This window comes from Pseudomonas sp. Hz4 (genome assembly GCF_054898165.1).
In genome coordinates this window covers 2,598,677-2,620,999 of record NZ_CM142719.1, presented here as the reverse complement: position 1 = coordinate 2,620,999, position 22,323 = coordinate 2,598,677, and the positions used below count along the sequence as shown (strand labels likewise).

The window sequence follows — 22,323 nt, the reverse complement described above, 5'->3', positions numbered from 1 at the left end:
GACTCTATTAGAATATAATTTCTATATCAACTCATTTTAGAATTTTATTCTAATTTTGTTCCATGGCTTTCGAACGGGCTCAACTCCACCACTTGATGGCGCTCGAAACTCAGTCGCGCAGCGTCTAGCACGCGGGTGGTCGCCAGTGCGTCACGGGCGTCCACGGGCAGTGGGCCACCGCTCTGTAACGCGGCTTGCAGCTGTAAATAGAACTGATTCCAGCAACCGCGCTCGGAGGGCACCCGTTCGCGCACTTCGCCCTGTTCGAACCAGCCCCATCGGCGATGCTCTTCAAAGCCCCAGCGTTCACCTTCGGATTTGGGCGAGAGCCCGGCGAGCGCCGAGGCTTCCTGTCCGTCCAGGCCATCGACGCTGTAACAGCCTTGGGTGCCGGTCACCCGAAAGCGCGGGCCGGGGGTGTTTTGCAGGCAACTGCCGCCCAGGTGCGAAGTCACGCCACTGGCATGGGTCAGGGCCATAAAGAAGCCGTTGTCGAAGACCTGGCCTTTTTCCAGGTAATCCAGTTCGGCGTAGACCCGTGTGACCGGACCGAATATAAGCAACGCCTGATCCACCAGATGACTGCCGAGATCGCGCAGGAAGCCACCACCACTGCCGTTGTTCACCGCTTGCGGTGAGTAACGCTCGATCCGCGATTCGAAACGGGTGACCTGGCCCAGTGCGCCGGACTCGATGAGTTTGCGCACGGTGAGGAAGTCTGAGTCCCAGCGACGGTTCTGGTAGACGCTGAGCCGCACGCCCTGGCGCTCGGCCATGGTGATCAGGGTTTGCGCCTGCTGCGCGTCAGCGGCGAACGGTTTGTCGCTGACCACCGCCACACCGTGTTCGATGCCATCGAGCACCAGCGCCGGACGGCCCTTGAGCGGAGTGGACACCACCAGCACATCGATCCCGGCTTCCACCAACTGGCCGATGCTGTCAAACGCGGGCACCCCTGGATGCTCGGCCGCCAGCAACTGTCGGCGTTCAGGTGAACGAGTGACCACACCCACAAACTTCGCCGCCGGTAAACTGCTGATCAGCGGAGCATGGAAAAACCGGCCACCATGGCCGTAACCGACAAGTCCGATACGCATATTGTTCTCCTGATGATCGTTCCCGCGCTCTGCGTGGGAACGATCATTACGGGGGTTAGCCGTAGAAGTGTGGGCGGTCTGGCAGACTGACTTTTACGATCGCCCCACTGTTCTGCGCCTCGATACACGCATCCGCCGCCACCGCCGCCGCGAACCCATCCCATGCCGAAGGCCCACCCACCTGCCCTGCCCGTACACCATCAATGAAGGCTTGCAACTCAACGTCGTACGCGGCGATGAAGCGATCCTTCCAGTCCATCAGAATCGCGTTGGACAATTTCGCCCCGCTGCGCAATTGAACCTGCGACGGCTCAGGCAGTTTGGCGATGCCGGTCTCCCCCACGACTTCGCACTGGATGTCGTAGCCGTATTGGCAGTTAACGAACACTTCCACGTCGATGCGCGTGCCTTTGGCGGTTTCCAGCAGCACAATCTGCGGGTCTTTCAAATGCGCGAGTGCCTTGCTGCTCTTGCGCGGGAACACCACTTGCACCGACACGTAATCGTCGTCGAGCAACCAGCGCAACACGTCAAGTTCATGGATCAGCGTGTCGGTGATCGCCATGTCGGTCTTGTAGTTTTCACCTACGGTCGGGTTGCGGTGCGCGCAGTGCAACATCAACGGTTCACCAATCTGACCGCTGTCGATCACGGCTTTAAGTGCCCGATAACCTTCGTCATACGGCCGCATGAAGCCGACCTGCACCAGGCGCTTGCCGTGGGCCACTTCGGCCTCGACGATTTTGCGGCAGCCTTCAGCGGTGACCGCCAGCGGTTTCTCGCAAAACACCGGTTTGCCGGCGGCAATCGCAGCCAGCACAAACTCTTCGTGGCTAGGCCCCCAGGAGGTGACCAAAATGGCATCGACTTCCGGCGCCTTGATCAGCGCATGGCCATCGGGATAGACCTCGGCGGTCAGCTTCAGGTCGGAAACGACGTTGGCGGCTTGTTGCAAGTTGATGTCGGTGACAGCAACCACTTGGCTATTGAGCAAGGTCTGGCTGCAACGACGGATGTGATCCTGGCCGATAGCCCCGGTGCCGATGACGCCCAGCCGCAATGGATTCGAAAGCAAAGACATGAAGACTCTCCTGTGAAGACTTGTTGTTGTTCGTTTCAGAGCAATCAGTACTGACGGGCCTTGGCCAGTCGTTCATTCAGGGTCTTGGCCACCGCATCGGTGCGGGGGCTGGTGGAGACTTGCGCCACGCCGACCCGCCACCACGACAGGTATTTGTGAATCATGGTTTTGGGCAGAACCTTGATGTCGATCAACGTCGACACCGTCTGCAATCGCGCATCGGCCAATGCCGCTTTCAGTTCTTCAACGGTGTTCACTTTGTAGGTTTTGCAGCCATAGGCCGCCGCGCTCATGGCGAAATCCACCGGCACGAAACCGCCGTCCAGCTTGCCGGTTTGCGGGTTGCGGAAACGGAACTCGGTGCCGAAGCTGTCCATCCCGTGCTCCATCTGCAAGTTGTTGATGCAACCGAACGTCATGTTGTCGAGCAGCACCACGTTGATCTTGCGTCGCTCCTGAATCGAGGTCGCCAGCTCGGAATGCAGCATCAAGTAGGAGCCGTCGCCGACCAGCGCATAGACCTCGCGCTCAGGCTCGGCGAGCTTCACACCCAACGCGGCGTTCACCTCGTAACCCATGCAGGAATAGCCGTACTCGACGTGATAGGTGTTCACGCCCTTGCTGCGCCAGCTGCGTTGCAAGTCACCGGGCAGACTGCCGGCGGCGGCGACGATCACTGCGTCATCGGCGAGGGTTTCATTGAGCACACCGAGCACTCGACTCTGGGTCAGGCAAGAACCGGTCAGCTCAATGAATTCGCGCAGCACCGCCGGGTCCATGTGGTCGTTGATTTGCGGGATGAAGTCTTTGCTCTGGTAGTCGATTTGATAGAGGCGGTCGACTTCCTCGTCCAGTTGCGCCTTGGCCTGACGCGGTTGATCGCCCCACGCGGCGCGGTAATCACCCAAGGCCTCGGCCAGCGCTTGCAAACCGGTTTTGGCGTCTGCCAGCAATTGCACGCCATCGAGTTTCAGGGCGTCGTAGGGGCTGATGTTCAGGTTGAGAAATTGCACCTCAGGATGCTGGAACAGGGATTTCGACGCGGTGGTGAAATCGCTGTAGCGGGTGCCGACACCGATGATCAGGTCCGCATCCCTGGCCAACAGATTCGCCGCCAGACAGCCGGTTTCACCTATTCCGCCAACGTTCAGCGGGTGACTGGACACCACTGCACTCTTGCCGGCCTGGGTTTCGGCGAAGGGAATGTCGAAGCGCTCGGCAAACGCTTGCAAGGCGGCATTGGCGCCGGAGTATTTGACCCCGCCACCGCAAATGATCAGCGGTTTGCGCTTGCCTTTGAACAGCGCCAAGGCATCGCCGAGCATCGCTTCGGTGACCGGACGACGTTCGATGCGGTGCACGCGTTTTTGCAGGAAACAATCGGGGTAGTCGTAGGCCTCGGCTTGCACATCTTGTGGCAAGGCCAGGGTCACCGCGCCGGTTTCGGCAGGGTCGGTGAGCACACGCATGGCGTGGATCGCCGCCGTCATGAGTTGCTCGGGACGGTTGATGCGGTCCCAGTATTTGCTCACGGCCTTAAAGGCATCGTTGGTGCTGATGCTCAGGTCGTGGAACTGCTCGATCTGTTGCAGCACCGGGTCCGGTTGGCGGCAGGCGTAGACATCGCCGGGCAACAGCAGCAAGGGAATGCGGTTGGCGGTCGCCGTCGCGGCGGCCGTCAGCATGTTCGCCGCGCCCGGCCCTACTGATGAAGAGCAGGCGTAGATCTTGCGCCGCAGGTGTTGTTTGGCGAAACCGATGGCCGCGTGGGCCATGCCTTGCTCGTTGCGGCCCTGATGGACGATCAGGTCGCCACTGTCCTGTTCCAGGGCCTGGCCCAGGCCGAGCACATTACCGTGGCCGAAAATGGTAAAGATCCCGGCGACGAATTTGCTTTGAACCCCATCGACCTCGATGTACTGGTTATCGAGGAATTTCACCAGGGCCTGGGCCATGGTCAGTCTTGTTGTGGTCATAACCGCACCTTTCAGGCCAGGGATTTTTGCAGGTAATCCATGCTCGCGCCGATCGCCTGTTGGATATCCACCAGGCCATGGACACTGTCGGCAAACGGTTCGAACGACAGGTAGCCGCTGTAACCGCTGCTGAGCAAGGCGTCGATTTGTGCCGCGTTGCCGAGGATGTCGCCCTCGCCCACCAGCACTCGGTGGCCGTCGCGTAGGGTCGCCAACGGTGCCTCGGCATCCTCGACACCGGAGATGTGCACCAACCCGGTCAGCTCGGGGAAGAATTTATGCTCGCAGGCCAAGTGATGGTGGAAGGTGTCGTGAACCAGACGGAACACATCCAGCCCGCCGATGGCCTTGATCGCCTCCACCGCCGTGCGTTTACGGCGTAGCGAGCACTCTTTAAATCCCAGCGGCTCGACGAAACCGAGAATGCCGTGTTCGCGCAGGATCGGCGCCAGTTCACTCAACGCTGTGCGCAGACCTGAAACACGTGCGGCCTCGTCACGCGGGTCGGCACGGTCGTTGAGCGGACACATGACCAACCCTTGAGCGCCGCAATCTCGGGCATAAGCGGCGAGTTTCAAGGCGTGTGCGCGGCGCTCGTCATTCCACACATCAAACGGATACAGCGCGTTGATCGATAGCACGGTGATGCCGTTGGCGTCACACAACTCACGGACGCGCTCGGGCGCGGTGCCGTCTTCGATCTCGACGTCTTTAAGGTCGTTCCGAATTTCGATCGCGTCGGCCTTGAGGGTCACCGCCAGCTCAATGAACGCGGGCAGGGACAAACGTGGGGCGACCATACGGTTCAGGGCGAAACGCAAGGGTTTGCTCATTATTGTTGTTCTCCGCACAGGTGAATTATTTGGCCGTCGGCATGCTGAATTCCGGGCCCTTGGCGATGCTGTCGGGCCAGCGCTGCATCACGCTTTTGTAGCGACTGTAGAAGCGGATGCCTTCCTCGCCGTAAGCGTGGTGATCGCCGAACAGCGAGCGCTTCCAGCCGCCGAAGGAGTGCCAGGCCATCGGCACCGGAATCGGCACGTTGATGCCGACCATGCCGACCTTGATCGTGCGGGCGAAAGCTCGGGCGATGCCGCCGTCGCGGGTGAAACAGGACACGCCGTTGCCGAACTGGTGGGCGTTGATCAACGCGACGGCACTGGCGAAGTCCGGCACCCGAACGATGCCCAGCACCGGGCCAAAAATTTCCTGTTGGTAGATGCTCATCTCGGTCGTGACGTTATCGAACAGCGTCGCACCGACGAAGAAGCCGTTCTCGGCGCCCGGCACCTTGAAGTTGCGGCCATCGACAATCAGCTGCGCGCCCTGGGCCACGCCTTCGCCGATGAAACCTTCGACTTTGGCCTTGTGCTCGGCGGTCACCAACGGCCCCATGTCGCTGTCGCCCTTCAGGCCGTCGCCGACCTTGAGCTGATCGATACGCGGCAGCAGTTTGGCAATCAGTGGGTCGCCGACATCGCCCACCGCCACGGCAATCGAGATCGCCATGCAGCGCTCGCCGGCCGAACCGTAAGCGGCACCGATCAAGGCGTCCGCGGCTTGATCCAGATCCGCGTCGGGCATGACGATCATGTGATTCTTCGCCCCGCCCAACGCCTGCACGCGCTTGCCGCGGGAGGTGGCTTGCTGGTGGATGTACTCGGCAATCGGTGTCGAGCCGACAAAGGAAATCGCCTCGATGTCCGGGTGTTGCAGCAACGCATCGACCGCGCTCTTGTCACCCTGAACCACGTTGAACACACCGTCCGGCAAACCGGCTTCGCTCAACAGACGGGCCATCAGCAAACTGGCGGACGGATCGCGCTCGGACGGCTTGAGGATGAAGCAGTTACCGGTGATCAGTGCCAGCGGGATCATCCACAGCGGCACCATCACCGGGAAGTTGAACGGCGTGACTCCGGCGCACACGCCCAGCGGCTGGCGCAGGTTCCAGTTGTCGATGCCGCCGCCGATGTTGTCGCTAAACTCGGTTTTCAGCAGGTTCGGCGCACCGCAGGCGTACTCGACGATTTCGATGCCACGGGTGACTTCGCCCTTGGCGTCCGAAAACACCTTGCCGTGTTCGCGGCTGATGATTTCTGCCAGCTCATCGTGATGTTGGTCGAGCAATTCCTTGAACTTGAACATCACCCGCGAACGGCGTAGCGACGATTGTTCGGACCATTGAGGAAACGCTTTCAGGGCCGAGGCGACGGCTTCGTCGACAGTCTTCTCGCTGGCCAGCCCGACGCGCGCCTGGACGCTGCCGGTGGCCGGATTGAAGACGTTGCTGAACCGCTCGCTGCTGTCTTGCACTTGACCGTGGATGTAATGGCCGATTACCGGGGCGTCACTCATTGATCGTGTTCTCCGTGCAGAAGTTGAATTCAGACGTTGAAAATCAGAGATCAAGCAGCCAACTGTGCTGCGGATCGTTATGGAACTGCCAGACACGTTTCGGGCCGGCCATCACGTTCAGGTAATACGACTCGTAACCGTACGGCACGCTGACCGGGTGGTAGCCCTTGGGCACGACCACGAGGTCGCTGTTTTCCACGGCCATGGCCTGATCGATGCTGCGATCGTCGGTGTACACCCGCTGGAACACGAAGCCCTGAGGCGGGTTGATCTGGTGGTAATAGGTTTCTTCGAGAAAGCTCTGGTGCGGCAAATCGTCGGTGTCGTGTTTGTGCGGCGGGTAGCTCGACGAGTGACCCGACGGCGTGCGCACTTCCACCACCAGCAGCGAATGGGCCGGTTCGGTGTCCGGCAGAATGTCGCAGACGTAACGGGTGTTGGCGCCTTTGCCGCGCACGCTGCGCTTCATGGTGTCGGGGTTGATCAGCCGTGGGGCGAGGCCGTTGCTCGTCGAACCGGGTGCGGCGCACACAGCGATCTGCACGTCGCTGAGCGCCACCACTTGCGCCTGACTGCCAGGCGGCAAGTACGCAGCGAAGGGCGATTTGTCTTCGAACACCGACTGGCGATCACCGATGTTGTCCCAGTCGAACGCGCCCTGCCCCGGTGCTTCGCCCTTGATGCTGACCCGGCCGCTGAGTAGCACCAGGCACAGTTCTTTATCACCGGCCGACACCGGCAAGGTTTCTCCCAGGCTCAAGCGGTAAGCGGCGAAGCCGACGTATTCCAGCTCACCTTTACCCAGCTCGACCATAGTCCGGCCACGGGCATTGCTTTTGACCAGCAGGTTCATCACTTAGTCCTCTCGTCGAGCAGCGTGCGCAAGGTGTCGTAGCCTTTTTTGGCATAGACGTAGCTCGGTGCCACCGCCGGGTCCTGCTCGGCTTCGACCACCAGCCAGCCGTGGTAATCGGCCGCCAGCAACACGTCGAGCAAGGCGCCGAAGTCGATATCGCCGTCACCGGGCACGGTGAACGTGCCGTTGATGATGCAGTCCGGGAAGCTCCACAAGTTGTTGCGCGCCAGCTGCACCACCGGTTTGCGCACGTCCTTGAAATGCACGTGGCAGACGCGTTCGATGTGTTTGCGCAGCACCTGCAACGGTTCGCCGCCGCCCATGTAGCAATGGCCCGAATCGAACAGCAGACCGACTTCACTGCCGGTCAACGCCATCAACGTGTCGATGTCCGCCGGGGATTCCACGTAGGCGCCCATATGGTGGTGATACGCCAGGCGCACGCCTTGGGACAAGGTGAAACGTGCCAGCTCAGTGAGCTTGTCGGCATACTCCTGCCAGGCGTGTTCGGTGTGGAAACGCGGGCGTTCAACCAGGGGAATGTGCTGGCCTTGAATGGAGTCGGCGACTTCGCCGTAAACCAGCACCTTGGCGCCGTTCTTCGCCAACAGCTCGACATGGCTGCCGATGGCCTCGATTTCTTCGGCCACCGAGCGGCGGGCCAGACGGCTGGAATACCAGCCGGACACCAGCGCCAGGTCATAAGGCCGCAGCACATCACCGACGCCCTTCGCGTCCTTGGGGAATTTGCCGTTGAGTTCGAAACCTTCGTAGCCGATCTTCTTGCCTTCACTCAGGGCGGTGCTCAGCGGCGTCTCCCCACCGAGGGACGGCAGGTCGTCGTTGCTCCAGGAGATCGGGTTGATGCCAATTCGAATAGCGGGCATGGCTGCACCTTTTGTTGTTTTACATAAATCAGTAAGACCCGCATGGAACCCTTGTGGGAGCGAGCCTGCTCGCGAAGGCGGTGTGTCAGGCGCCATTAATGTTGACTGTCAGTCAGCTTTCGCGAGCAGGCTCGCTCCCACAGGATCCCACGGTGTTTCGTCAGGCCCGGGCTTTACGCCAGGCATCGATCAGTTCAACGAACGTGCCCTGCACCTGGCTGATCAGCGCTTGGTCATCGATTTCACCGGCCAGCCACGCGCGGCTCGGCTCCTGGAAAATCGTCCGGCCCACGGCGAAACCACGGCAGGTCTGGCTCTGGCTGGCCTGTTGAAACCCTTCGGCCAGTGCCGCTGCCGGTGCATTCAGCCCCAACAACACCACACCACGGCAGTACGGATCACGCGCCAGAATCAGTTCGTCGAGTTGTTTCCACTCCTCGGCACTCTGCGCTTCGATCTTCCACCAGGCCGGGTAAATACCCAGGTTGTAGAGGCGTTTCAGGGCGCGATACAGCACGTCCGGATGGGTCGATGGATGATCCTTGGGCGGGATGATTTCCAGCAGCAGCTCATGACCGCTGACTTGGGAGGCCTGATACAAACCCTTGATCTGCGCTTCCTGTTCCAGTCGCAGCAGCGGCTCGTCGTCGGGGTGGAATTGCACCAGGCACTTGATGATTTGTTCCTGCGGCCAGGCGATCAAGTTGCTGCCAATGGAGCGCCCATGTTCGAACGCCAATGGCCGCGAACCCTGCACTTCCACCGGCCGCGCCACCCACCAGCCGCGACCGGTGGCGGCGTTCAACGCGTCCTGACCGAAGCGTTGATCGGCCAGCAGCCCGACATCGGCCTCGATGCCCTGTTTGCGCAAGTCGGCTTCGACCCGCTCCACGGCGTTGATAAAGAGTTGCTTGAGTTCGCCGATAGCGCTCAGGTCGCGACCGCCCTTGTGCGCCAATTCCACCAGTTGCCCGCGATGGTCGAAGGCAAAAATGAACAGTTGCTTCCACTGTTTGCGCGGCACGCTGACCTGATGCAGACGTTGCAGCGTGGCGTCCTGATCCGGCCGGGTAATCGGCACCGGGCTGTTGAACAAATAGTCGAGTTCGGCACGGGTTGGCATGGCCGGGGCGCAGGCGTGACGCGACACCACCAGACCACCGCAGGCATTGGCCAACTGGCAGCAGCGCTCGTCGCTGGCGTCTTCCAGCCAACCAGCGAGGAAGCCCGATATAAAGGCATCGCCGGCACCCAATACGTTGAGCACTTCTACCCGAACTCCAGGATAAATGGCGCCGTCTTCGAGACGCACCGGAATCACTCCGTGAATCACCGTGCAGCCCTGCGGGCCGAGCTTGACCACCAGGGTCGCCGCACTCAGGCGCCGCACATTACGTAGCGCGGTGAGCAAATCCTCGGAGCCGCCGGCAATCAGGAATTCTTCTTCAGTGCCGACGATCAGGTCGAAACGCGGGAGAATTTTCTGCACATGCTGGCTGACGTTCTGGTCGGCGACAAAGCGGGTTTCACCGTCCGCCTTGCCGGCCAGGCCCCAGAGCACCGGGCGGTAGTCGATGTCCAAAACGCGTTTGACGTTGTGCTTCTCGGCGTAATCCAGCGTCTGGATGCTCGCCGTGTAGACGCCGTCGGTGGAGAAATGGGTGCCGGTGATCAGCAAGGCTTTGCTCGAAGCAATGAAGGCTTCGCTGATGTCTTCGGCCCGCAGCGCCATGTCGGCGCAGTTTTCGCGGTAGAAGACCAAAGGAAAGGTTTCGCGATCCTTGAGGCCCAGCAGAACCATGGCGGTCAGGCGTTCCGGATCGACCTTGATGCCGCTGACATCGCACCCTTCGCGGGCCAGGGATTCCACGAGGAAGCGGCCCATGTGGTCGTCCCCGACCCGGCTCAGCATCGCCGATTTCAGACCCAGCCGAGCGGTGCCGAATGCGATGTTGGCGGATGATCCACCGAGGTACTTGGCAAAGCTTGAAACATCTTCCAATCGCGCTCCGACTTGCTGCGCATAGAGGTCGACGCCAAGGCGCCCCAGGCAAATCAGATCCAATTGACGCCCACTGGCAAAACGAGTCTGGCCCATGTTGGCTCCTGTTATTTTTATCAGCCTGCATTCGGGGCGATGACCGCGCCGAACACGCTGGGTGGATGCAGACTAAAACGTCCGGGACCGAACAATCAATAATTATTCCAAATATTTTTTACGTGGAATATTTTTTCCAATAAGCTTTGGTGAAAGCGTGACAGAGGCAGTGCATCGTTTCAGCAGAGCGCGTACTGACTGCACGCTCAAGATTTTATTCCGGCCTACCCTGTAGACTGCGCACAGCCAACCTATTGTCAGGGGATGACGTTCTCTGTCGTCCCTATAAGAACAAGCCAGAAGGATTCCTTATGACCCGCACCGATCAGCCGGCGACGACCGAGAGCACGCCCGACAGCGATCTCGCCAGCCCCCCGATCAATGCCGAGCGTCTGCTGCAACTGATCACCCACGAATACGAAAGCCTGCCGCGCCAGCTCAAGCGCATCGCCAGCTACATGAGCCAGCAGAGCGACCGGATCATGGTTGACCGCATCAGCGACATCGCCCGCGAGTGCGAAGTGCACCCCTCGGCGATCGTGCGGTTTTCCCAGCGCTTCGGGTTCAGCGGCTTCAGCGAAATGCAGGCGTTGTTCCGCGAAGCCTATACCCACAAGACCACGCCGGTTCAGAACTACCAGCAGCGCATTCGCAGCATGATCGCCAACAAGTCGCAGAAGGCCAGCGGCGGCGACCTGGCGCGCGAGTGCATCAATGCGACCCTCTCGGGCATCGAACGACTGGGACTGGAACTGGATGACCAGGCCTTCGACAAAGCTGTCGACCTGGTGGTGAATGCCGACAACATCTACGTGGTCGGGGTGCGTCGTTCGTTCGCGGTGGCCGACTACCTGGTCTACAACCTGCAGCACACCAACAAGCGCATTCATTTGGTCTCCGGCCTCGGCGGCAGCTACCGCGAGCAAATGCGCAGCGTGCGCGCCAATGACCTGGTAATCGCCATCAGCTTCACGCCCTACGGCAAGGAAACCCAGCATTGCCTGCGCATCGCCCAGCACAATCAGGCAAAAACCCTGATCATCACCGACAGCAACCTCTCGCCCCTGGCCAAGCGCGCCAACACCGTGCTGCTGGTCAACGAAGGTAGCTCGTTTGCCTTCCGTTCGTTGAGTGCAACGCTGTGCCTGTGCCAGGCGCTGTTCATCGCCGTGGCCTATCGGCTGGAATTGAAGGTGGATGAGATTCACGAACAGGTGGGCTTCGAGGATTAGCGCGTCGCCGGTTGCAGCGCGCGGAACCTCAGCTAAGGTAGTCCATCCCGAATGGACATCTAAAGGAGTGGTTGAATGAAGTTAATCGGCATGCTGGATTCGCCCTACGTACGGCGCGTCGCCATCTCTGCCAAACGCCTTGGCATCTCGCTGGAACATCAATCGGTTTCGGTGTTTCGGCACTTCGAGCAATTCCAGCAAATCAACCCGGTGGTCAAGGCCCCCACCCTGGTGCTGGATGACGGTGAGGTGTTGATGGACTCGACGCTGATCATCGATTACCTGGAAGCGCTGGCCGACCCCGGCAAGCGTCTGATGCCGGGTGATCTCGATCAACGACTGCGCGCGTTGCGCCTGATCGGTCTGGGATTGGTGGCCTGCGAGAAATCCGTGCAGCTCTACTACGAACGCAACCTGCGCCCGGCGGAGATCCAATTCGAACCGTGGGTGGAACGGGTCGAAGAGCAATTGGCGGCGGCGTATTCAGCGCTGGAGCGGGAGCTGGAAAAGCAGCCGCTGAAAACTGACGGTTCGATTGATCAGGACGGAATTACCTTGGCGGTGGCCTGGAGTTTTACCAATCTGGTGGTACCGGATCAGGTTGAGGCTGTGCGGTTTCCGCGGATCAGCGCGTTTACCGCGTATGCCGAGGGGCTTGAGGTGTTTGTGAGTACGCCAATCGAGTAGATAGATTTGTCCCCATCGCGAGCAAGCTTGCTCGCGATATGGCGGACTACCCGTCAACAACATTGTAAATATCATTCACACAAAAACGCCGCTTCCACCAGAGGCAGAAGCGGCGCAGGCATGAGCCCCAGCGGTATCAGGTAAACAGAGCGATCAGGATGATGATCGGGATGGGTATGCCAAGAAAGAGCAGCAGTAGTGAGCGCATGAGAGTTCTCCTGGGTTAACGAACAGGTACTGAAGTGGTGGATACATAAACGTCGGTTTCGAGGTACTCGACCGCATCCCGACGACGGCCACCGAAAGTTGCAGCAAGGCTGGCGAAAAACGCGCCAATCAGCAGTGCAATGAACATCCACAGCGAAGTCCAGGCAGCGACTTTGGCTGCGGTGTCCGCCGCTTGTTTCGCAGCGAGTTTGGCGTCGGCCACAGTTTTTTGCGTGCGGGCATACACTTCATCAACGCGACGTTCAGCGTCCGCTTGAGTGAGGTTGGTCCGTTGAGCCACCAGTTGCGCCAGATAGGTGCGATCTTCGGCAGCCAGTTGACCGTCATTGCTCAGGCTGCGCACGAAGATGCGCGTCACGGTGCCATGAACGGCGTCATCACTGACCGCAGTCGGACGATCATCGCGGAACAGGCTGTCGACGAAGTAACCATATTGGTCACTGTCGCTTTTGCCGACCGCAGTGCCAGCAGCCTGAGTCGCGGCACTCGCGGCGCCACCGACCACACTTGCCCCAGCCTGCACACCACCGCTGACAATGCTGCTGACCGAGCCGACCACCAGCATCGCCGTCACCAGCGTCGCCACGCACCAGGCCAGAAAACCATGGGCGGTGTCACGGAAGTAAACCTCATCACCGTGCATGTACGCCCATCTCACCCGCAGACGACCGGCGATATAACCGCCAAGCCCGGAAGCAACGATTTGCGTAGCGGCCAGCCAGACAATCGTTGAAATACCCAGGCCCTTGGCGCTCATGCCTTCATTGGCCCAAGGCGACACTGCCGAAAAACCCAAACCAAAGCCGAGCAACACGAGGATCAGCGACAACGCCGCCGCCGCAGCGGCCCCTGCGAATATCGCCCCCCAGGACACGCCAGAAAGCGTACTCGTTTCTTCGAAGGCAGGAGAGAAACCATCAGAGGATCTATTCATTGTTATACCGCTCCAGGCAGGAAAGATGGTGTTACAACTCTTCAAAGGAGGAATTGCAGTCACCGTGCCAGTTACCAACTTTCAATAAATCGCGATATTTCAATAAGTTATAAAATTTCAGCTTCCCATGACCATGCAATTTGCAAGGATCTGCCAATCGCAGCGGGTTTTATGCATTGACCCCATAGGCGCCTGCATGAAGGTTTATTTAGAAAGTCTGAGTTCATTTCTTGGCAAAATGCCGCGCAACGTTGTGAACTCTTAATCAAGGCCCGCCCTATGACCCGCATCTTGACCATCGAAGACGACGCCGTGACTGCCCGGGAAATCGTCGCCGAATTGAGCAGCCACGGCCTCGACGTGGATTGGGTCGACAACGGCCGAGAAGGCCTTGCGCGCGCGGTCAGTGGCAACTACGACCTGATCACCCTCGACCGCATGCTGCCCGAGCTGGATGGTCTAGCGATTGTCACCACGTTGCGGGCCATGGGCGTGGCCACGCCGATCCTGATGATCAGCGCCCTCTCCGACGTCGATGAGCGTGTGCGCGGCTTGCGCGCTGGCGGTGACGACTACCTGACCAAACCGTTTGCCACCGATGAAATGGCCGCCCGAGTGGAAGTCTTGCTGCGTCGGCAGAACACCGTGACCGCCCAGGCCACCACGCTGAGGGTGGCGGATCTGGAGCTGAACCTGATCAGCCATGAAGCCAGTCGCGACGGTCAGCTGCTGACGCTGTTGCCCACCGAGTACAAATTGCTGGAATTCCTGATGCGCAACACCGGGCAGATTCTGTCGCGGATGATGATTTTCGAAGAGGTCTGGGGTTACCACTTCGACCCCGGCACCAACCTGATCGACGTGCACATCGGCCGGCTGCGAAAGAAAATCGACCCGCCAGGCAATGTCCCACTGATTCGAACCGTGCGAGGCTCGGGTTATGTCATTGCTGAACCCCTCTAACGGCTGGCGCTCTTCCAGCAGCCGTTTGCTGGCGCTTTACAGTTCGCTGTTCGTGCTCTGGAGCGGGATTCTCATGGGGGTCATGTACTACGAGGTTTCGGCTTACCTGGACAACCTGGCCAAACACTCGCTGATGCAACGTCAGCACCTGTTTTCGCACTTTTCGGGCGAACAACTGGCAGACGCCCTCGCCGTCAGCATGACCTTCGACATTCGCGGCATCGACGCCTATGGACTGTTCGATGACCAGCATCGCTACCTTAGCGGCGCTCTGCGCCATATTCCCGAAGGCCTGCCGCTGGACGGCAAGATCCACATGCTCAGCGACTGCGCCGATTCCGACGACCCGACCCTGCCCGCCGACAGCTGCGATGCGGTGGCGACCCAGACAAAGGACGGACGCTGGCTGGTGCTGGTGCGGGACAACGGTTCGTTGTTCGCCGTCACCCGGATCATCCTTCATGCGTTGCTCTGGGGCGTGACGTTGACGATCCTTCCGGGCATTGCCGGTTGGCACCTGTTGCGCCGTCGGCCACTGCGACGAATACGCGGGATTCAGGCCAGCGCCGAGGCTATCGTTGCCGGCGACCTGACCCGGCGACTGCCACTGTCCAATCGCCGCGATGAGCTGGATATGCTCGCCGCCATCGTCAACGCCATGCTCGAACGCATCGAGCGCTTGATGAACGAGGTCAAGGGCGTCTGCGACAACATCGCCCATGACTTGCGCACGCCGCTGACCCGCCTGCGGGCGCAGCTGTACCGGATTCAGCAGCAAGCTGACGAGGGTTCAACGCTGGCCGTGCAACTGGATTCAGTGCTCGGCGAGGCGGATACCTTGATGGCGCGCTTTCGCGGGTTGCTGCGGATTTCCGAGCTGGAAGATCGTCAGCGCCGCTCAGGTTTTGTGCAGCTGGATCCGGTGCCGTTGCTGCAAGAGTTGCACGAGTTTTATCTGCCGTTGGCAGAAGAAGGTGAGCTGGTTTTTCAACTGCAGTTGCCCGAGTCGTTGCCTGCGTTGAACGGCGATCGAGCGCTGTTGTTCGAAGCCGTGGCAAACCTGCTGAGCAACTCGATCAAATTCACACCGCCGGGTGGCGAGGTGATTTTGCGTGGGCTCAATGAAGGCGGGCGTACGCGAATCGAAGTGCTCGATTCGGGGCCTGGTATTGCGCAGGCAGAGCGCGAGGCGGTGTTCCAACGCTTTTATCGCGCCGACGCTGGCAACCAGAAAAGCGGGTTTGGGCTGGGGCTGTCGATTGTCGCGGCAATTGTCAGCCTGCATGGGTTTACGCTGGAGGTGGGCAGCAGTGAACTCGGCGGTGCGCGATTGGTGCTCGATTGCCAGCAGAGCCTGATAGTCGCCACGCCACCAGGTTGGCAGTCTTTGGACTGATCACGCATCGACAGGGAACTCCTGACGACTGCCACGCCTCCTAATAGATGAGGTACTTCCTTTTTTGCTTCACGCTTTTAGAGGACACCGTCATGCGCCGTCTGATAATTATTTCTTCCCTTCTGCTGTGTTTACCCTTCGGCTCCGCTATTGCCAAAGTGGATACAGGCGATGTCGCCACGTCAGCCGGGGTTTCCGCATCGCTGTACTCGACGTTCAAGGACGACAAACTCATGATTCCTGCCCGGGATGACGCCTCCAGCTTTGTTGCCAGTGGCGGTGCGATTCGTGGGGTTTATCTGGAGTCGGTCTTAAAACAGATTCGTCAGGACAATCCCGGTCTCAACGCCAGCGACGAAGAGCTGGCCAGAGCGATTCTCGTCCAGGATGGCATTTGAAGGCTGAAAAATAGCGGTGGGGCTCGCGGCGCCCGGATAGCGTTTGCAGCCCTACCTTGCTTCAGCGCCTGATAAACGCGCCCAACCCGCCACCAATTGCGCGCTGATGCTCACGCCGCCGCACACCACAATCACCACATCATGGGCATCAGCAATCGCCGGATGGTCCAGGTATCCAATCGCCAACGAAACGCCGCACGCCGGCTCGACCAACTGACGCAAGTCGTTGGCGTAACGGACCACGCCCATGATCGCCTCGTCATCGCTGAGCACCACACACTCGTGGGGGAAGTCGAGGATGTGCTGCACCGGCCAGGCGGCTACCTGAGCAGCACCAAGCGAAGTGGCAACGGTGTCGATCCGCGGCAGTCTGACCGGATGCCCGGCAGCAACCGCGGCCGCAAAAGAAGCCGCCCCCCGGGTTTCGCAAGCGATGATCTGGCAATCCATGCGGTCATGGCGAATCAGCCCGGTGAGGATGCCCGCCAGCAAACCACCGCCCCCAACCGACGTCACCACGGCATCGACTTGAGGACAATCCTCGAGGATTTCATCGACCATTGTGCTGTGTCCTTCCCACAACACCGGGTGATCGAAGGCCGGCACGTATTCGGTGTCCGCGCGCTGTGAGAGTTCCTTCGCCCGTTGATTTGCGTCGTCCCAGAGCTTGCCGTGGACAATCACCTCGGCACCGGTTTTCCTGATCCGTGCGCGGGTGGCTTCCGGTGTGGTGTGCGGCACCACAATGCAGGCTTTCAACCCCAGGCTGGCGGCAGCCACGGCGGTGGCAAACCCGGCATTGCCGCCGGAAGGACAGACGACTTTGCGTTTGCCCTGCGCCTTTGCCTGACTGCACAAAAGGCCCATGCCGCGCAATTTGAACGAGCCGCTGGGTTGCAGGTTTTCCAGTTTGAGCCAGATCCGCCGGGCCGGCGTCGACAGGCCCGGGTGCAGAATCAACGGGGTTCTAATGTGAAGCATGGTGGAATTCCTTAAGGGTGAACGGCCCTAATCCAAGCTTAGTTCACCCTGCCCCGGCGGTTACCGTCTCAGCGATAACGCGGTGCCGCCGAGGAATTGCCGAACAAACCTGAAAGCGTCTGACGCTGGGCTTCGTAGGCGTCCCACTGATCGCCTTCGTGCAGGCCCGGAAGGGTCACCACTTCGCCGCTCGCCAGCCCCGTCAACGCGGCATCGACCATGTCCTCGGCAGACATCACGATCTCTTGCGGCAGGTTTTCCACCGGGTTGCCGGCCTCACTCCAGAAATCGGTGGCGGTGGCACCGGGCAGCACGGCCTGGATACGAATGCCTTTGTCCGCCAGCTCGTGATGCATGGATTGGCTCAAGCCGAGAACAAACGCCTTGGTCCCGCCATACACGCCGTTGAGAATTTCCGGGGCGATGGCAACGATCGAAGAGATATTAATCACAGTGCCGGTGCCGCGAGCAACAAAGCCTGGCACCACCGCGTAAGCCAGGCGCATCAACGCGGTCACGTTGAGGGTGATCATGTCTTCCATGTCATCCACGGGGCTGCCGAGCAGCGGCATGACAGCGCCGACCCCGGCATTGTTGACCAACAGGGTGATACTGGCGTCGGAGCGCAGAATCGCCTCGACCCGCAGCAAGTCGGCCTTGTCTTTCAAATCGGCGGCGACCACTTCCACGGCGCGGCCGGTTTCGTTACTCAGATGGTTGGCCAGGGTGTTCAGTTTCGCCTGGCTGCGGGCGACCAGAATCAAGTCGTAACCCTGTCGGGCGAGTCGGTCGGCATACACCGCGCCGATGCCCGAAGATGCGCCAGTGATCAGTGCGGTGCCTTTGGATGAGAGGGCCATGTCGATTTCCTTCACAGTGAGGCGATATCTTCGCCGGTGTGAACCGTTATAGATTGACTTACGCTCGTCTCAAATGACGTTTAAAGTACGTTTTTCGGACATGACCTTTTGAGGACACCTCAATGACTTCCGTAGCGTTTGTAGTGTTTGAAGGGTTCCAGTCCATGGCGCTGGCGGCCATGCCGGTGTTCGAGTACGCCAACTTCAGCGCTGGCGAGACGCTCTATGAAGTGAGCGTCGTGTCCGAAGATGGCCGCACGTTGCGCGCCTCCGGCGGTTTGAGTGTCGGCACGCAGGCCTTTGGTGAGCAGGTGTTCGACACGGTGATCGTGGTGGGCGGCGATGCGATCCTCGAGCAGGCACCCGAGGGTGTGCTGAATTACCTGCGCGCAAACGTTAAAACCGCACGACGAACGGCGTCGATCTGCTCCGGAGCATTCGTCCTGGCCCAGGCGGGTTTGCTCGACGGACGGCGGGCCACCACCCATTGGGCTTATGCACGGGAGCTGCAAGCGCGGTTTCCGTCGATCAAAGTGGAAGAAGACCGCATCTACGTCGTCGACGGTTCGATCTGGACCTCCGCCGGGATGACCGCCGGCATCGACCTGGCGCTGGCCATGGTCGAAAAGGATCACGGCGCCGCACTGGCCCGTTCCGTGGCGCAGAAACTGGTGATGTACCACCGCCGCGCGGGCGGCCAGTCGCAGCACTCGGCGCTGCTGGAACTGGAAGCGAAATCCGACCGCATTCAAACCGTCCTCGGCTATGCGCGAGAACACCTCACCGAGACGTTGTCGGTGGAGCAACTGGCGGACGTCGCGCGCCTCAGCCCTCGGCAATTCAGCCGAGCCTTCCGGGCGGAAACCGGTCAATCGCCGGCCAAGGCCATCGAAAACCTGCGTCTGGAAACGGCGCGTCAGATGCTGGAGCGCGGGCGACTGACCCTCGATCAAATCGCCGAGGAGTCGGGCTTCAGCGACTGCCGCCGCATGCGCGAAGCTTTCCTTCGAGCGTTTGGGCAGCCGCCACAGGTGATTCGACGCAATGCCCGCTCGGCGTAGGATGAAACGTGTCGGGCCCACGCGTGGAGATACAGATGAAAATCTCGGCCAAACTGGCGTTTTTCGCCATTGTCACCACCCTCGCCTATTTCGGCCTCGCGGTTTGGGGCATCGGCGAGAGTGCTGGAAGACCAGCACCGTGTACGACGAAAAGGTTTATTGACAGTCCTTGTTCCGGCACGGCTCACCGTTGACCAGCGAGCTGGACACAGCAAAAACCGCTTTGAGGAGAGGCTCAGGGCGCGATGGGGGTAGCCATTTCATTATCAGATTTTCTGTAGGCGGATATGCCCGTTGGGGTCCAATAGCGTGATAACTAACTCATAGCTGGTAAGTGTGGCGTGCGGGGTCTGGAGCGGATGGTCGTGGGTCGAGGTCACCACGATCAGGTCCGCGCCCGCCGCCTCGGCCGCGAGAATTCCCACGCTGGCGTCTTCGAAAATCAGGCAATCGGCAGGTTCAACGCCCAACCTCTCAGCCGCCAGTCGGTAGCCCGCGGGATCGGGTTTGCCGGCACTGACGTCTTCGGCAGTGACCATCACCAAAGGTTGCGCAATGCCCGCCGCCGCCATCCGCCGCAGCGCCAGTGCCTTCGGCGCCGAGGTGACGATCGCCCATTGGTTGACGGGCAGCGACTTCAGAAAGTCTGCCGCGCCAGGCACCTCAATGATCCCCTCGACATCTTCGATTTCTGCCTCAGTGATGAACGCCGCTTCAGCCTCGGCATTCACCCCGGGCAACGCCAGACGATTGATGGTGTCGATGGCGCGAACGCCATGGATGGTGGGCAGGAAGGTGTCGACATCTACGCCGTGGCGCAAGGCCCAGGCCGCCCAGATCCGCTCGGCAGCGGCGATGGAATTGAGGACGGTGCCATCCATATCGAACAGAAAAGCGCGGTACGGGGTGTTGAAGATGGAGTCGTGAGCAGACAAAGGGGGGGCTTCCTCTCGCAAGTGCCAGGCGGGTTCGCCGAGCAATGTAGCATTGGCGAGGTAGAAGTTGCCGCAGGTTCTACAGGGTACGTTTCGACTTCAAGGCACCGTCCACACAGTCCAGTAACTTCCTAGGCGCCCACGGTTTCTGGATGAATGAAACCGAATGCCTGACCCCGGCGCTTAGCGGCGTTTCGAAGCCAGACATGATCATGATCGGTTTGTCCGGCCAGCGGTCGCCAAACAGATTGGCCAAGCCCGCGCCATTGAGTTTGCCCGGCATGGTGATGTCCGTGAGCAATAGACAGACGCCGTCCGAGTGTTGCTCCAAATACGCTGATGCGGCATCCGCGCTGACATGCGGTTCAACCACAAAGCCTTCCTCCTTAAGAATTTCACAGAGAAACTCGAGGATCAGCGGGTCGTCCTCAACCACAAGAATCAACCCGCCAGGGAGATGATCGCCCGCCATCGATACTGGACTCATGACTGTGCCACTCCCTGATTGCCAAAAATAAATTCGCGGGCTCAACTCCGCTGCCTATCAGGTATGAGCAGCGGACTCGGCGGAAAATTCATTTTTGATACAGGCAAACGATGAAATCAGGCGTCCTGCAAAATCAGGTCGGCGCCCTTCTCCGCCACCATCAGCACTGCGGCATGGGTATTGCCCGAGGTGACGTTGGGGAAAATCGACGCGTCGACGATACGCAGACCTTTCAGGCCGTGCACTTTCAGGCGTTTGTCGACTACCGATTTTTGCTCGTCCACACCCATGGCGCATGAGCCGCACAGGTGGTAAATCGAACCACTGTTCTCGCGGAAATACTGCAGCATCTGTTCATCCGTTTCGACGACCGGCCCCGGCAATACTTCCTCAACGGTGATGCCCTTGAGCGCTGGTGCCTGCATGATTTTGCGCATCAAGCGGCTGCCCTGGATCACCTCGTCGATGTCCTTTTGCGTGCTCAGGTAATTCGGGTCGATCAGCGCCGCGTCCCGCGGATTTTTCGAGGCTATCTCGATGTGCCCGCGACTGGTCGGGCGGCAGGGATTGAAGCACAACAGGAAGCCTGAATAAGGTTCGGGTTTGAGGCTGGCCTTGTTGTTTTTCGGGATCTGGTACGACAGCGGATTGAAGTACAACTGCAGGTTCGGATTAGCCTGCAGTTCGTTGCCACGGAAGAATCCGCCGGCCTGATTGACGCTCATCGCTAGTGCGCCCTTGCGGGTGAACAGGTACTTCAAACCCAGTTTGAACTGACCGAACAGCGAGCTCAGTTGATCGTTGAGCGTCGGGATGCTGGCCTTGTAGTAGTAACTGGCGCACAGGTGGTCTTGCAGGTTCCGCCCCACCGCCGGCAAGTGTTTGACCACCGGGATGTTGTGTTTGGCCAGCAATGCCTGATCCGCGACACCGGACAATTGCAGAATCTTCGGCGTGTCCACGGCACCGGCGCAAAGAATGACTTCCTTGTTGGCGGTAAAGGTGCGCACCACGCCGTGCTGGGCGATGGAAATCCCGGTCGCCCGACCGTTATCGAACAACACCCGGTCCACCAGCGCGTAATGCTCGACCGTCAGGTTCGGCCGGCTCAGTGCAGGATGCAGATGCGCAAAACTGCTGGAGCAACGCTGACCGTTGCGGGTGTTGACGTCGTAAATGCCCGAGCCTTCAAATTTCGGGCCGTTGAAGTCGTCGCTATGGGGATAACCCAGTTCATCGCAACCCTTGAGGAACACGTCACAAATCGGATGGGTCTGGCCCTTCATTGGCGTGATGCTGATCGGGCCGCTGCCGCCGTGGTACTCGCTGTCGCCCAACGGATGGTTTTCCAGTTTGCGGAAGTACGGCAGCACCTCCTTGAAGCCCCAACCGTCGTTGCCGTTGGCCGCCCAGTCGTCGAAGTCATGTGCCTGGCCACGGACGTAGATCATCGCGTTGATCGAGCCCGAACCACCCTGCACCTTGCCCCTCGGGGCATAGATTTCGCGGTTGTTCAGCTGCTTTTGCGGCTGGCTGTAGTACATCCAGTTGAAAGTCGGGTTGTAATACATTTTGGCGAAGCCGACCGGGATCTTGAACCACAAGGAACTGTCCTTGCCGCCCGCTTCCAGCAGCAGCACCGAGTGTTTGCCCGATGCCGAGAGCCGATTGGCAAGGATGCAACCTGCGGCGCCTGCGCCAGCGATGATGTAGTCGTAAGTCATGCACGGTTACCGCGTAAGTCGTTGTACAAAAAAAACCGCCCGATGGGGAGGCGCAAAACCTGTGGGAGCGGGCTGCGCCATTCC

The 22,323-nt window shown here is 59.9% G+C and carries 20 protein-coding genes and 1 pseudogene; 7 read left to right on the top strand and 14 right to left on the bottom strand.

Features of this window, described 5'->3' with window-relative positions; genetic code table 11:
- Positions 1 to 44: 44 nt before the first annotated feature.
- From ACYZTR_RS11980 to ACYZTR_RS11945, 8 genes are all read right to left on the bottom strand, one after another.
- On the bottom strand, positions 45 to 1,097 hold the full coding sequence (locus tag ACYZTR_RS11980) for a Gfo/Idh/MocA family protein (protein WP_461979039.1): 1,053 nt from the start codon (positions 1,095 to 1,097) through the stop codon (positions 45 to 47).
- A 55-nt stretch (positions 1,098 to 1,152) separates the two neighbouring features.
- A complete protein-coding gene (iolG, locus tag ACYZTR_RS11975; protein WP_461979037.1) occupies positions 1,153 to 2,178 on the bottom strand; it encodes a bifunctional inositol 2-dehydrogenase/D-chiro-inositol 1-dehydrogenase in 1,026 nt (341 codons plus the stop codon).
- Between the two features lie 44 nt (positions 2,179 to 2,222).
- Entirely contained in the window at positions 2,223 to 4,154 is a 1,932-nt protein-coding gene (iolD, locus tag ACYZTR_RS11970) for a 3D-(3,5/4)-trihydroxycyclohexane-1,2-dione acylhydrolase (decyclizing) (protein WP_461979035.1), read from the bottom strand.
- An 11-nt stretch (positions 4,155 to 4,165) separates the two neighbouring features.
- On the bottom strand, positions 4,166 to 4,987 hold the full coding sequence (locus ACYZTR_RS11965; protein WP_461979033.1) for a TIM barrel protein: 822 nt from the start codon (positions 4,985 to 4,987) through the stop codon (positions 4,166 to 4,168).
- A gap of 25 nt (positions 4,988 to 5,012) precedes the next feature.
- Positions 5,013 to 6,512 (bottom strand): CoA-acylating methylmalonate-semialdehyde dehydrogenase, encoded by a 1,500-nt coding sequence (locus ACYZTR_RS11960; protein WP_461979031.1) that lies wholly within the window; start codon positions 6,510 to 6,512, stop codon positions 5,013 to 5,015.
- A gap of 43 nt (positions 6,513 to 6,555) precedes the next feature.
- On the bottom strand, positions 6,556 to 7,365 hold the full coding sequence (gene iolB / locus ACYZTR_RS11955; RefSeq protein WP_461979029.1) for a 5-deoxy-glucuronate isomerase: 810 nt from the start codon (positions 7,363 to 7,365) through the stop codon (positions 6,556 to 6,558).
- Positions 7,365 to 8,255: a myo-inosose-2 dehydratase gene (gene iolE / locus ACYZTR_RS11950; RefSeq protein ID WP_461979027.1), complete on the bottom strand. Its 891-nt coding sequence runs from the start codon at positions 8,253 to 8,255 to the stop codon at positions 7,365 to 7,367. The genes iolB and iolE overlap by 1 nt, the downstream gene beginning before the upstream one ends.
- A 160-nt stretch (positions 8,256 to 8,415) precedes the next feature.
- Positions 8,416 to 10,353, bottom strand: coding sequence for a bifunctional 5-dehydro-2-deoxygluconokinase/5-dehydro-2-deoxyphosphogluconate aldolase (locus tag ACYZTR_RS11945; protein WP_461979025.1), 1,938 nt, complete (start codon positions 10,351 to 10,353; stop codon positions 8,416 to 8,418).
- Between the two features lie 311 nt (positions 10,354 to 10,664).
- Between ACYZTR_RS11945 and ACYZTR_RS11940 the strand changes: the two genes are divergently transcribed.
- Positions 10,665 to 11,585, top strand: coding sequence for a MurR/RpiR family transcriptional regulator (locus ACYZTR_RS11940; RefSeq protein ID WP_283183980.1), 921 nt, complete (start codon positions 10,665 to 10,667; stop codon positions 11,583 to 11,585).
- Positions 11,586 to 11,660: 75 nt separating this feature from the next.
- Entirely contained in the window at positions 11,661 to 12,272 is a 612-nt protein-coding gene (locus tag ACYZTR_RS11935) for a glutathione S-transferase family protein (protein WP_461979024.1), read from the top strand.
- A 223-nt stretch (positions 12,273 to 12,495) separates the two neighbouring features.
- On the opposite strand, the gene ACYZTR_RS11930 is transcribed toward ACYZTR_RS11935, so the two are convergent.
- Positions 12,496 to 13,434: a hypothetical protein gene (locus tag ACYZTR_RS11930; protein WP_461979022.1), complete on the bottom strand. Its 939-nt coding sequence runs from the start codon at positions 13,432 to 13,434 to the stop codon at positions 12,496 to 12,498.
- A gap of 279 nt (positions 13,435 to 13,713) precedes the next feature.
- On the opposite strand from ACYZTR_RS11930, the gene ACYZTR_RS11925 reads away from it, so the two are divergent.
- The 3 genes from ACYZTR_RS11925 (at position 13,714) to ACYZTR_RS11915 (ending at position 16,191) form a co-directional block, all read left to right on the top strand.
- Positions 13,714 to 14,397 (top strand): response regulator transcription factor, encoded by a 684-nt coding sequence (locus ACYZTR_RS11925; RefSeq protein WP_461979020.1) that lies wholly within the window; start codon positions 13,714 to 13,716, stop codon positions 14,395 to 14,397.
- Positions 14,375 to 15,793 (top strand): sensor histidine kinase, encoded by a 1,419-nt coding sequence (locus tag ACYZTR_RS11920; protein ID WP_461979018.1) that lies wholly within the window; start codon positions 14,375 to 14,377, stop codon positions 15,791 to 15,793. The genes ACYZTR_RS11925 and ACYZTR_RS11920 overlap by 23 nt, the downstream gene beginning before the upstream one ends.
- A 92-nt stretch (positions 15,794 to 15,885) precedes the next feature.
- The gene (locus ACYZTR_RS11915) at positions 15,886 to 16,191 is read left to right on the top strand and encodes a DUF2388 domain-containing protein (protein WP_461979016.1); all 306 of its coding nucleotides are present in this window, start codon (positions 15,886 to 15,888) and stop codon (positions 16,189 to 16,191) included.
- A 51-nt stretch (positions 16,192 to 16,242) separates the two neighbouring features.
- On the opposite strand, the gene ACYZTR_RS11910 is transcribed toward ACYZTR_RS11915, so the two are convergent.
- Positions 16,243 to 17,172: a pyridoxal-phosphate dependent enzyme gene (locus tag ACYZTR_RS11910; RefSeq protein ID WP_461979014.1), complete on the bottom strand. Its 930-nt coding sequence runs from the start codon at positions 17,170 to 17,172 to the stop codon at positions 16,243 to 16,245.
- A gap of 68 nt (positions 17,173 to 17,240) precedes the next feature.
- Positions 17,241 to 18,032 (bottom strand): SDR family NAD(P)-dependent oxidoreductase, encoded by a 792-nt coding sequence (locus tag ACYZTR_RS11905; protein WP_461979012.1) that lies wholly within the window; start codon positions 18,030 to 18,032, stop codon positions 17,241 to 17,243.
- 122 nt (positions 18,033 to 18,154) lie between these two features.
- On the opposite strand from ACYZTR_RS11905, the gene ACYZTR_RS11900 reads away from it, so the two are divergent.
- Together ACYZTR_RS11900 and ACYZTR_RS11895 are read left to right on the top strand one after the other, a co-directional pair.
- Positions 18,155 to 19,093, top strand: coding sequence for a GlxA family transcriptional regulator (locus ACYZTR_RS11900; RefSeq protein ID WP_461979010.1), 939 nt, complete (start codon positions 18,155 to 18,157; stop codon positions 19,091 to 19,093).
- 35 nt (positions 19,094 to 19,128) lie between these two features.
- Positions 19,129 to 19,209, top strand: a pseudogene (locus ACYZTR_RS11895) (isoprenylcysteine carboxylmethyltransferase family protein); the annotation flags it as partial.
- Positions 19,210 to 19,359: 150 nt separating this feature from the next.
- Here ACYZTR_RS11895 and ACYZTR_RS11890 read toward each other — a convergent pair.
- The 3 genes from ACYZTR_RS11890 to ACYZTR_RS11880 form a co-directional block, all read right to left on the bottom strand.
- A complete protein-coding gene (locus tag ACYZTR_RS11890; protein WP_461979008.1) occupies positions 19,360 to 20,028 on the bottom strand; it encodes an HAD-IA family hydrolase in 669 nt (222 codons plus the stop codon).
- 79 nt (positions 20,029 to 20,107) lie between these two features.
- Positions 20,108 to 20,515, bottom strand: a complete 408-nt coding sequence (locus ACYZTR_RS11885) for a response regulator (RefSeq protein ID WP_461979006.1) — start codon at positions 20,513 to 20,515, stop codon at positions 20,108 to 20,110.
- A 116-nt stretch (positions 20,516 to 20,631) separates the two neighbouring features.
- Positions 20,632 to 22,239 carry a GMC family oxidoreductase gene (locus tag ACYZTR_RS11880; RefSeq protein ID WP_461979004.1) on the bottom strand — a complete coding sequence of 536 codons (1,608 nt, stop codon included), beginning with the start codon at positions 22,237 to 22,239 and terminating at the stop codon, positions 20,632 to 20,634.
- Between the last annotated feature and the right edge of the window lie 84 nt (positions 22,240 to 22,323).

Bases quoted from the DNA above. Each gene is read 5' to 3' on its own strand.
- ACYZTR_RS11960 (WP_461979031.1), bottom strand. From the start codon at position 6,512: ATGAGTGACGCCCCGGTAATCGGCCATTACATCCACGGTCAAGTGCAA.
- iolE (WP_461979027.1), bottom strand. From the start codon at position 8,255: ATGCCCGCTATTCGAATTGGCATCAACCCGATCTCCTGGAGCAACGAC.
- ACYZTR_RS11905 (WP_461979012.1), bottom strand. From the start codon at position 18,032: ATGGCCCTCTCATCCAAAGGCACCGCACTGATCACTGGCGCATCTTCG.
- ACYZTR_RS11880 (WP_461979004.1), bottom strand. From the start codon at position 22,239: ATGACTTACGACTACATCATCGCTGGCGCAGGCGCCGCAGGTTGCATC.
- ACYZTR_RS11930 (WP_461979022.1), bottom strand. From the start codon at position 13,434: ATGAATAGATCCTCTGATGGTTTCTCTCCTGCCTTCGAAGAAACGAGT.
- ACYZTR_RS11940 (WP_283183980.1), top strand. From the start codon at position 10,665: ATGACCCGCACCGATCAGCCGGCGACGACCGAGAGCACGCCCGACAGC.
- ACYZTR_RS11945 (WP_461979025.1), bottom strand. From the start codon at position 10,353: ATGGGCCAGACTCGTTTTGCCAGTGGGCGTCAATTGGATCTGATTTGC.
- ACYZTR_RS11965 (WP_461979033.1), bottom strand. From the start codon at position 4,987: ATGAGCAAACCCTTGCGTTTCGCCCTGAACCGTATGGTCGCCCCACGT.
- ACYZTR_RS11915 (WP_461979016.1), top strand. From the start codon at position 15,886: ATGCGCCGTCTGATAATTATTTCTTCCCTTCTGCTGTGTTTACCCTTC.
- ACYZTR_RS11980 (WP_461979039.1), bottom strand. From the start codon at position 1,097: ATGCGTATCGGACTTGTCGGTTACGGCCATGGTGGCCGGTTTTTCCAT.
- ACYZTR_RS11900 (WP_461979010.1), top strand. From the start codon at position 18,155: ATGACTTCCGTAGCGTTTGTAGTGTTTGAAGGGTTCCAGTCCATGGCG.
- iolD (WP_461979035.1), bottom strand. From the start codon at position 4,154: ATGACCACAACAAGACTGACCATGGCCCAGGCCCTGGTGAAATTCCTC.
- ACYZTR_RS11885 (WP_461979006.1), bottom strand. From the start codon at position 20,515: ATGAGTCCAGTATCGATGGCGGGCGATCATCTCCCTGGCGGGTTGATT.
- iolB (WP_461979029.1), bottom strand. From the start codon at position 7,365: ATGAACCTGCTGGTCAAAAGCAATGCCCGTGGCCGGACTATGGTCGAG.
- ACYZTR_RS11925 (WP_461979020.1), top strand. From the start codon at position 13,714: ATGACCCGCATCTTGACCATCGAAGACGACGCCGTGACTGCCCGGGAA.
- iolG (WP_461979037.1), bottom strand. From the start codon at position 2,178: ATGTCTTTGCTTTCGAATCCATTGCGGCTGGGCGTCATCGGCACCGGG.
- ACYZTR_RS11920 (WP_461979018.1), top strand. From the start codon at position 14,375: ATGTCATTGCTGAACCCCTCTAACGGCTGGCGCTCTTCCAGCAGCCGT.
- ACYZTR_RS11910 (WP_461979014.1), bottom strand. From the start codon at position 17,172: ATGCTTCACATTAGAACCCCGTTGATTCTGCACCCGGGCCTGTCGACG.
- ACYZTR_RS11935 (WP_461979024.1), top strand. From the start codon at position 11,661: ATGAAGTTAATCGGCATGCTGGATTCGCCCTACGTACGGCGCGTCGCC.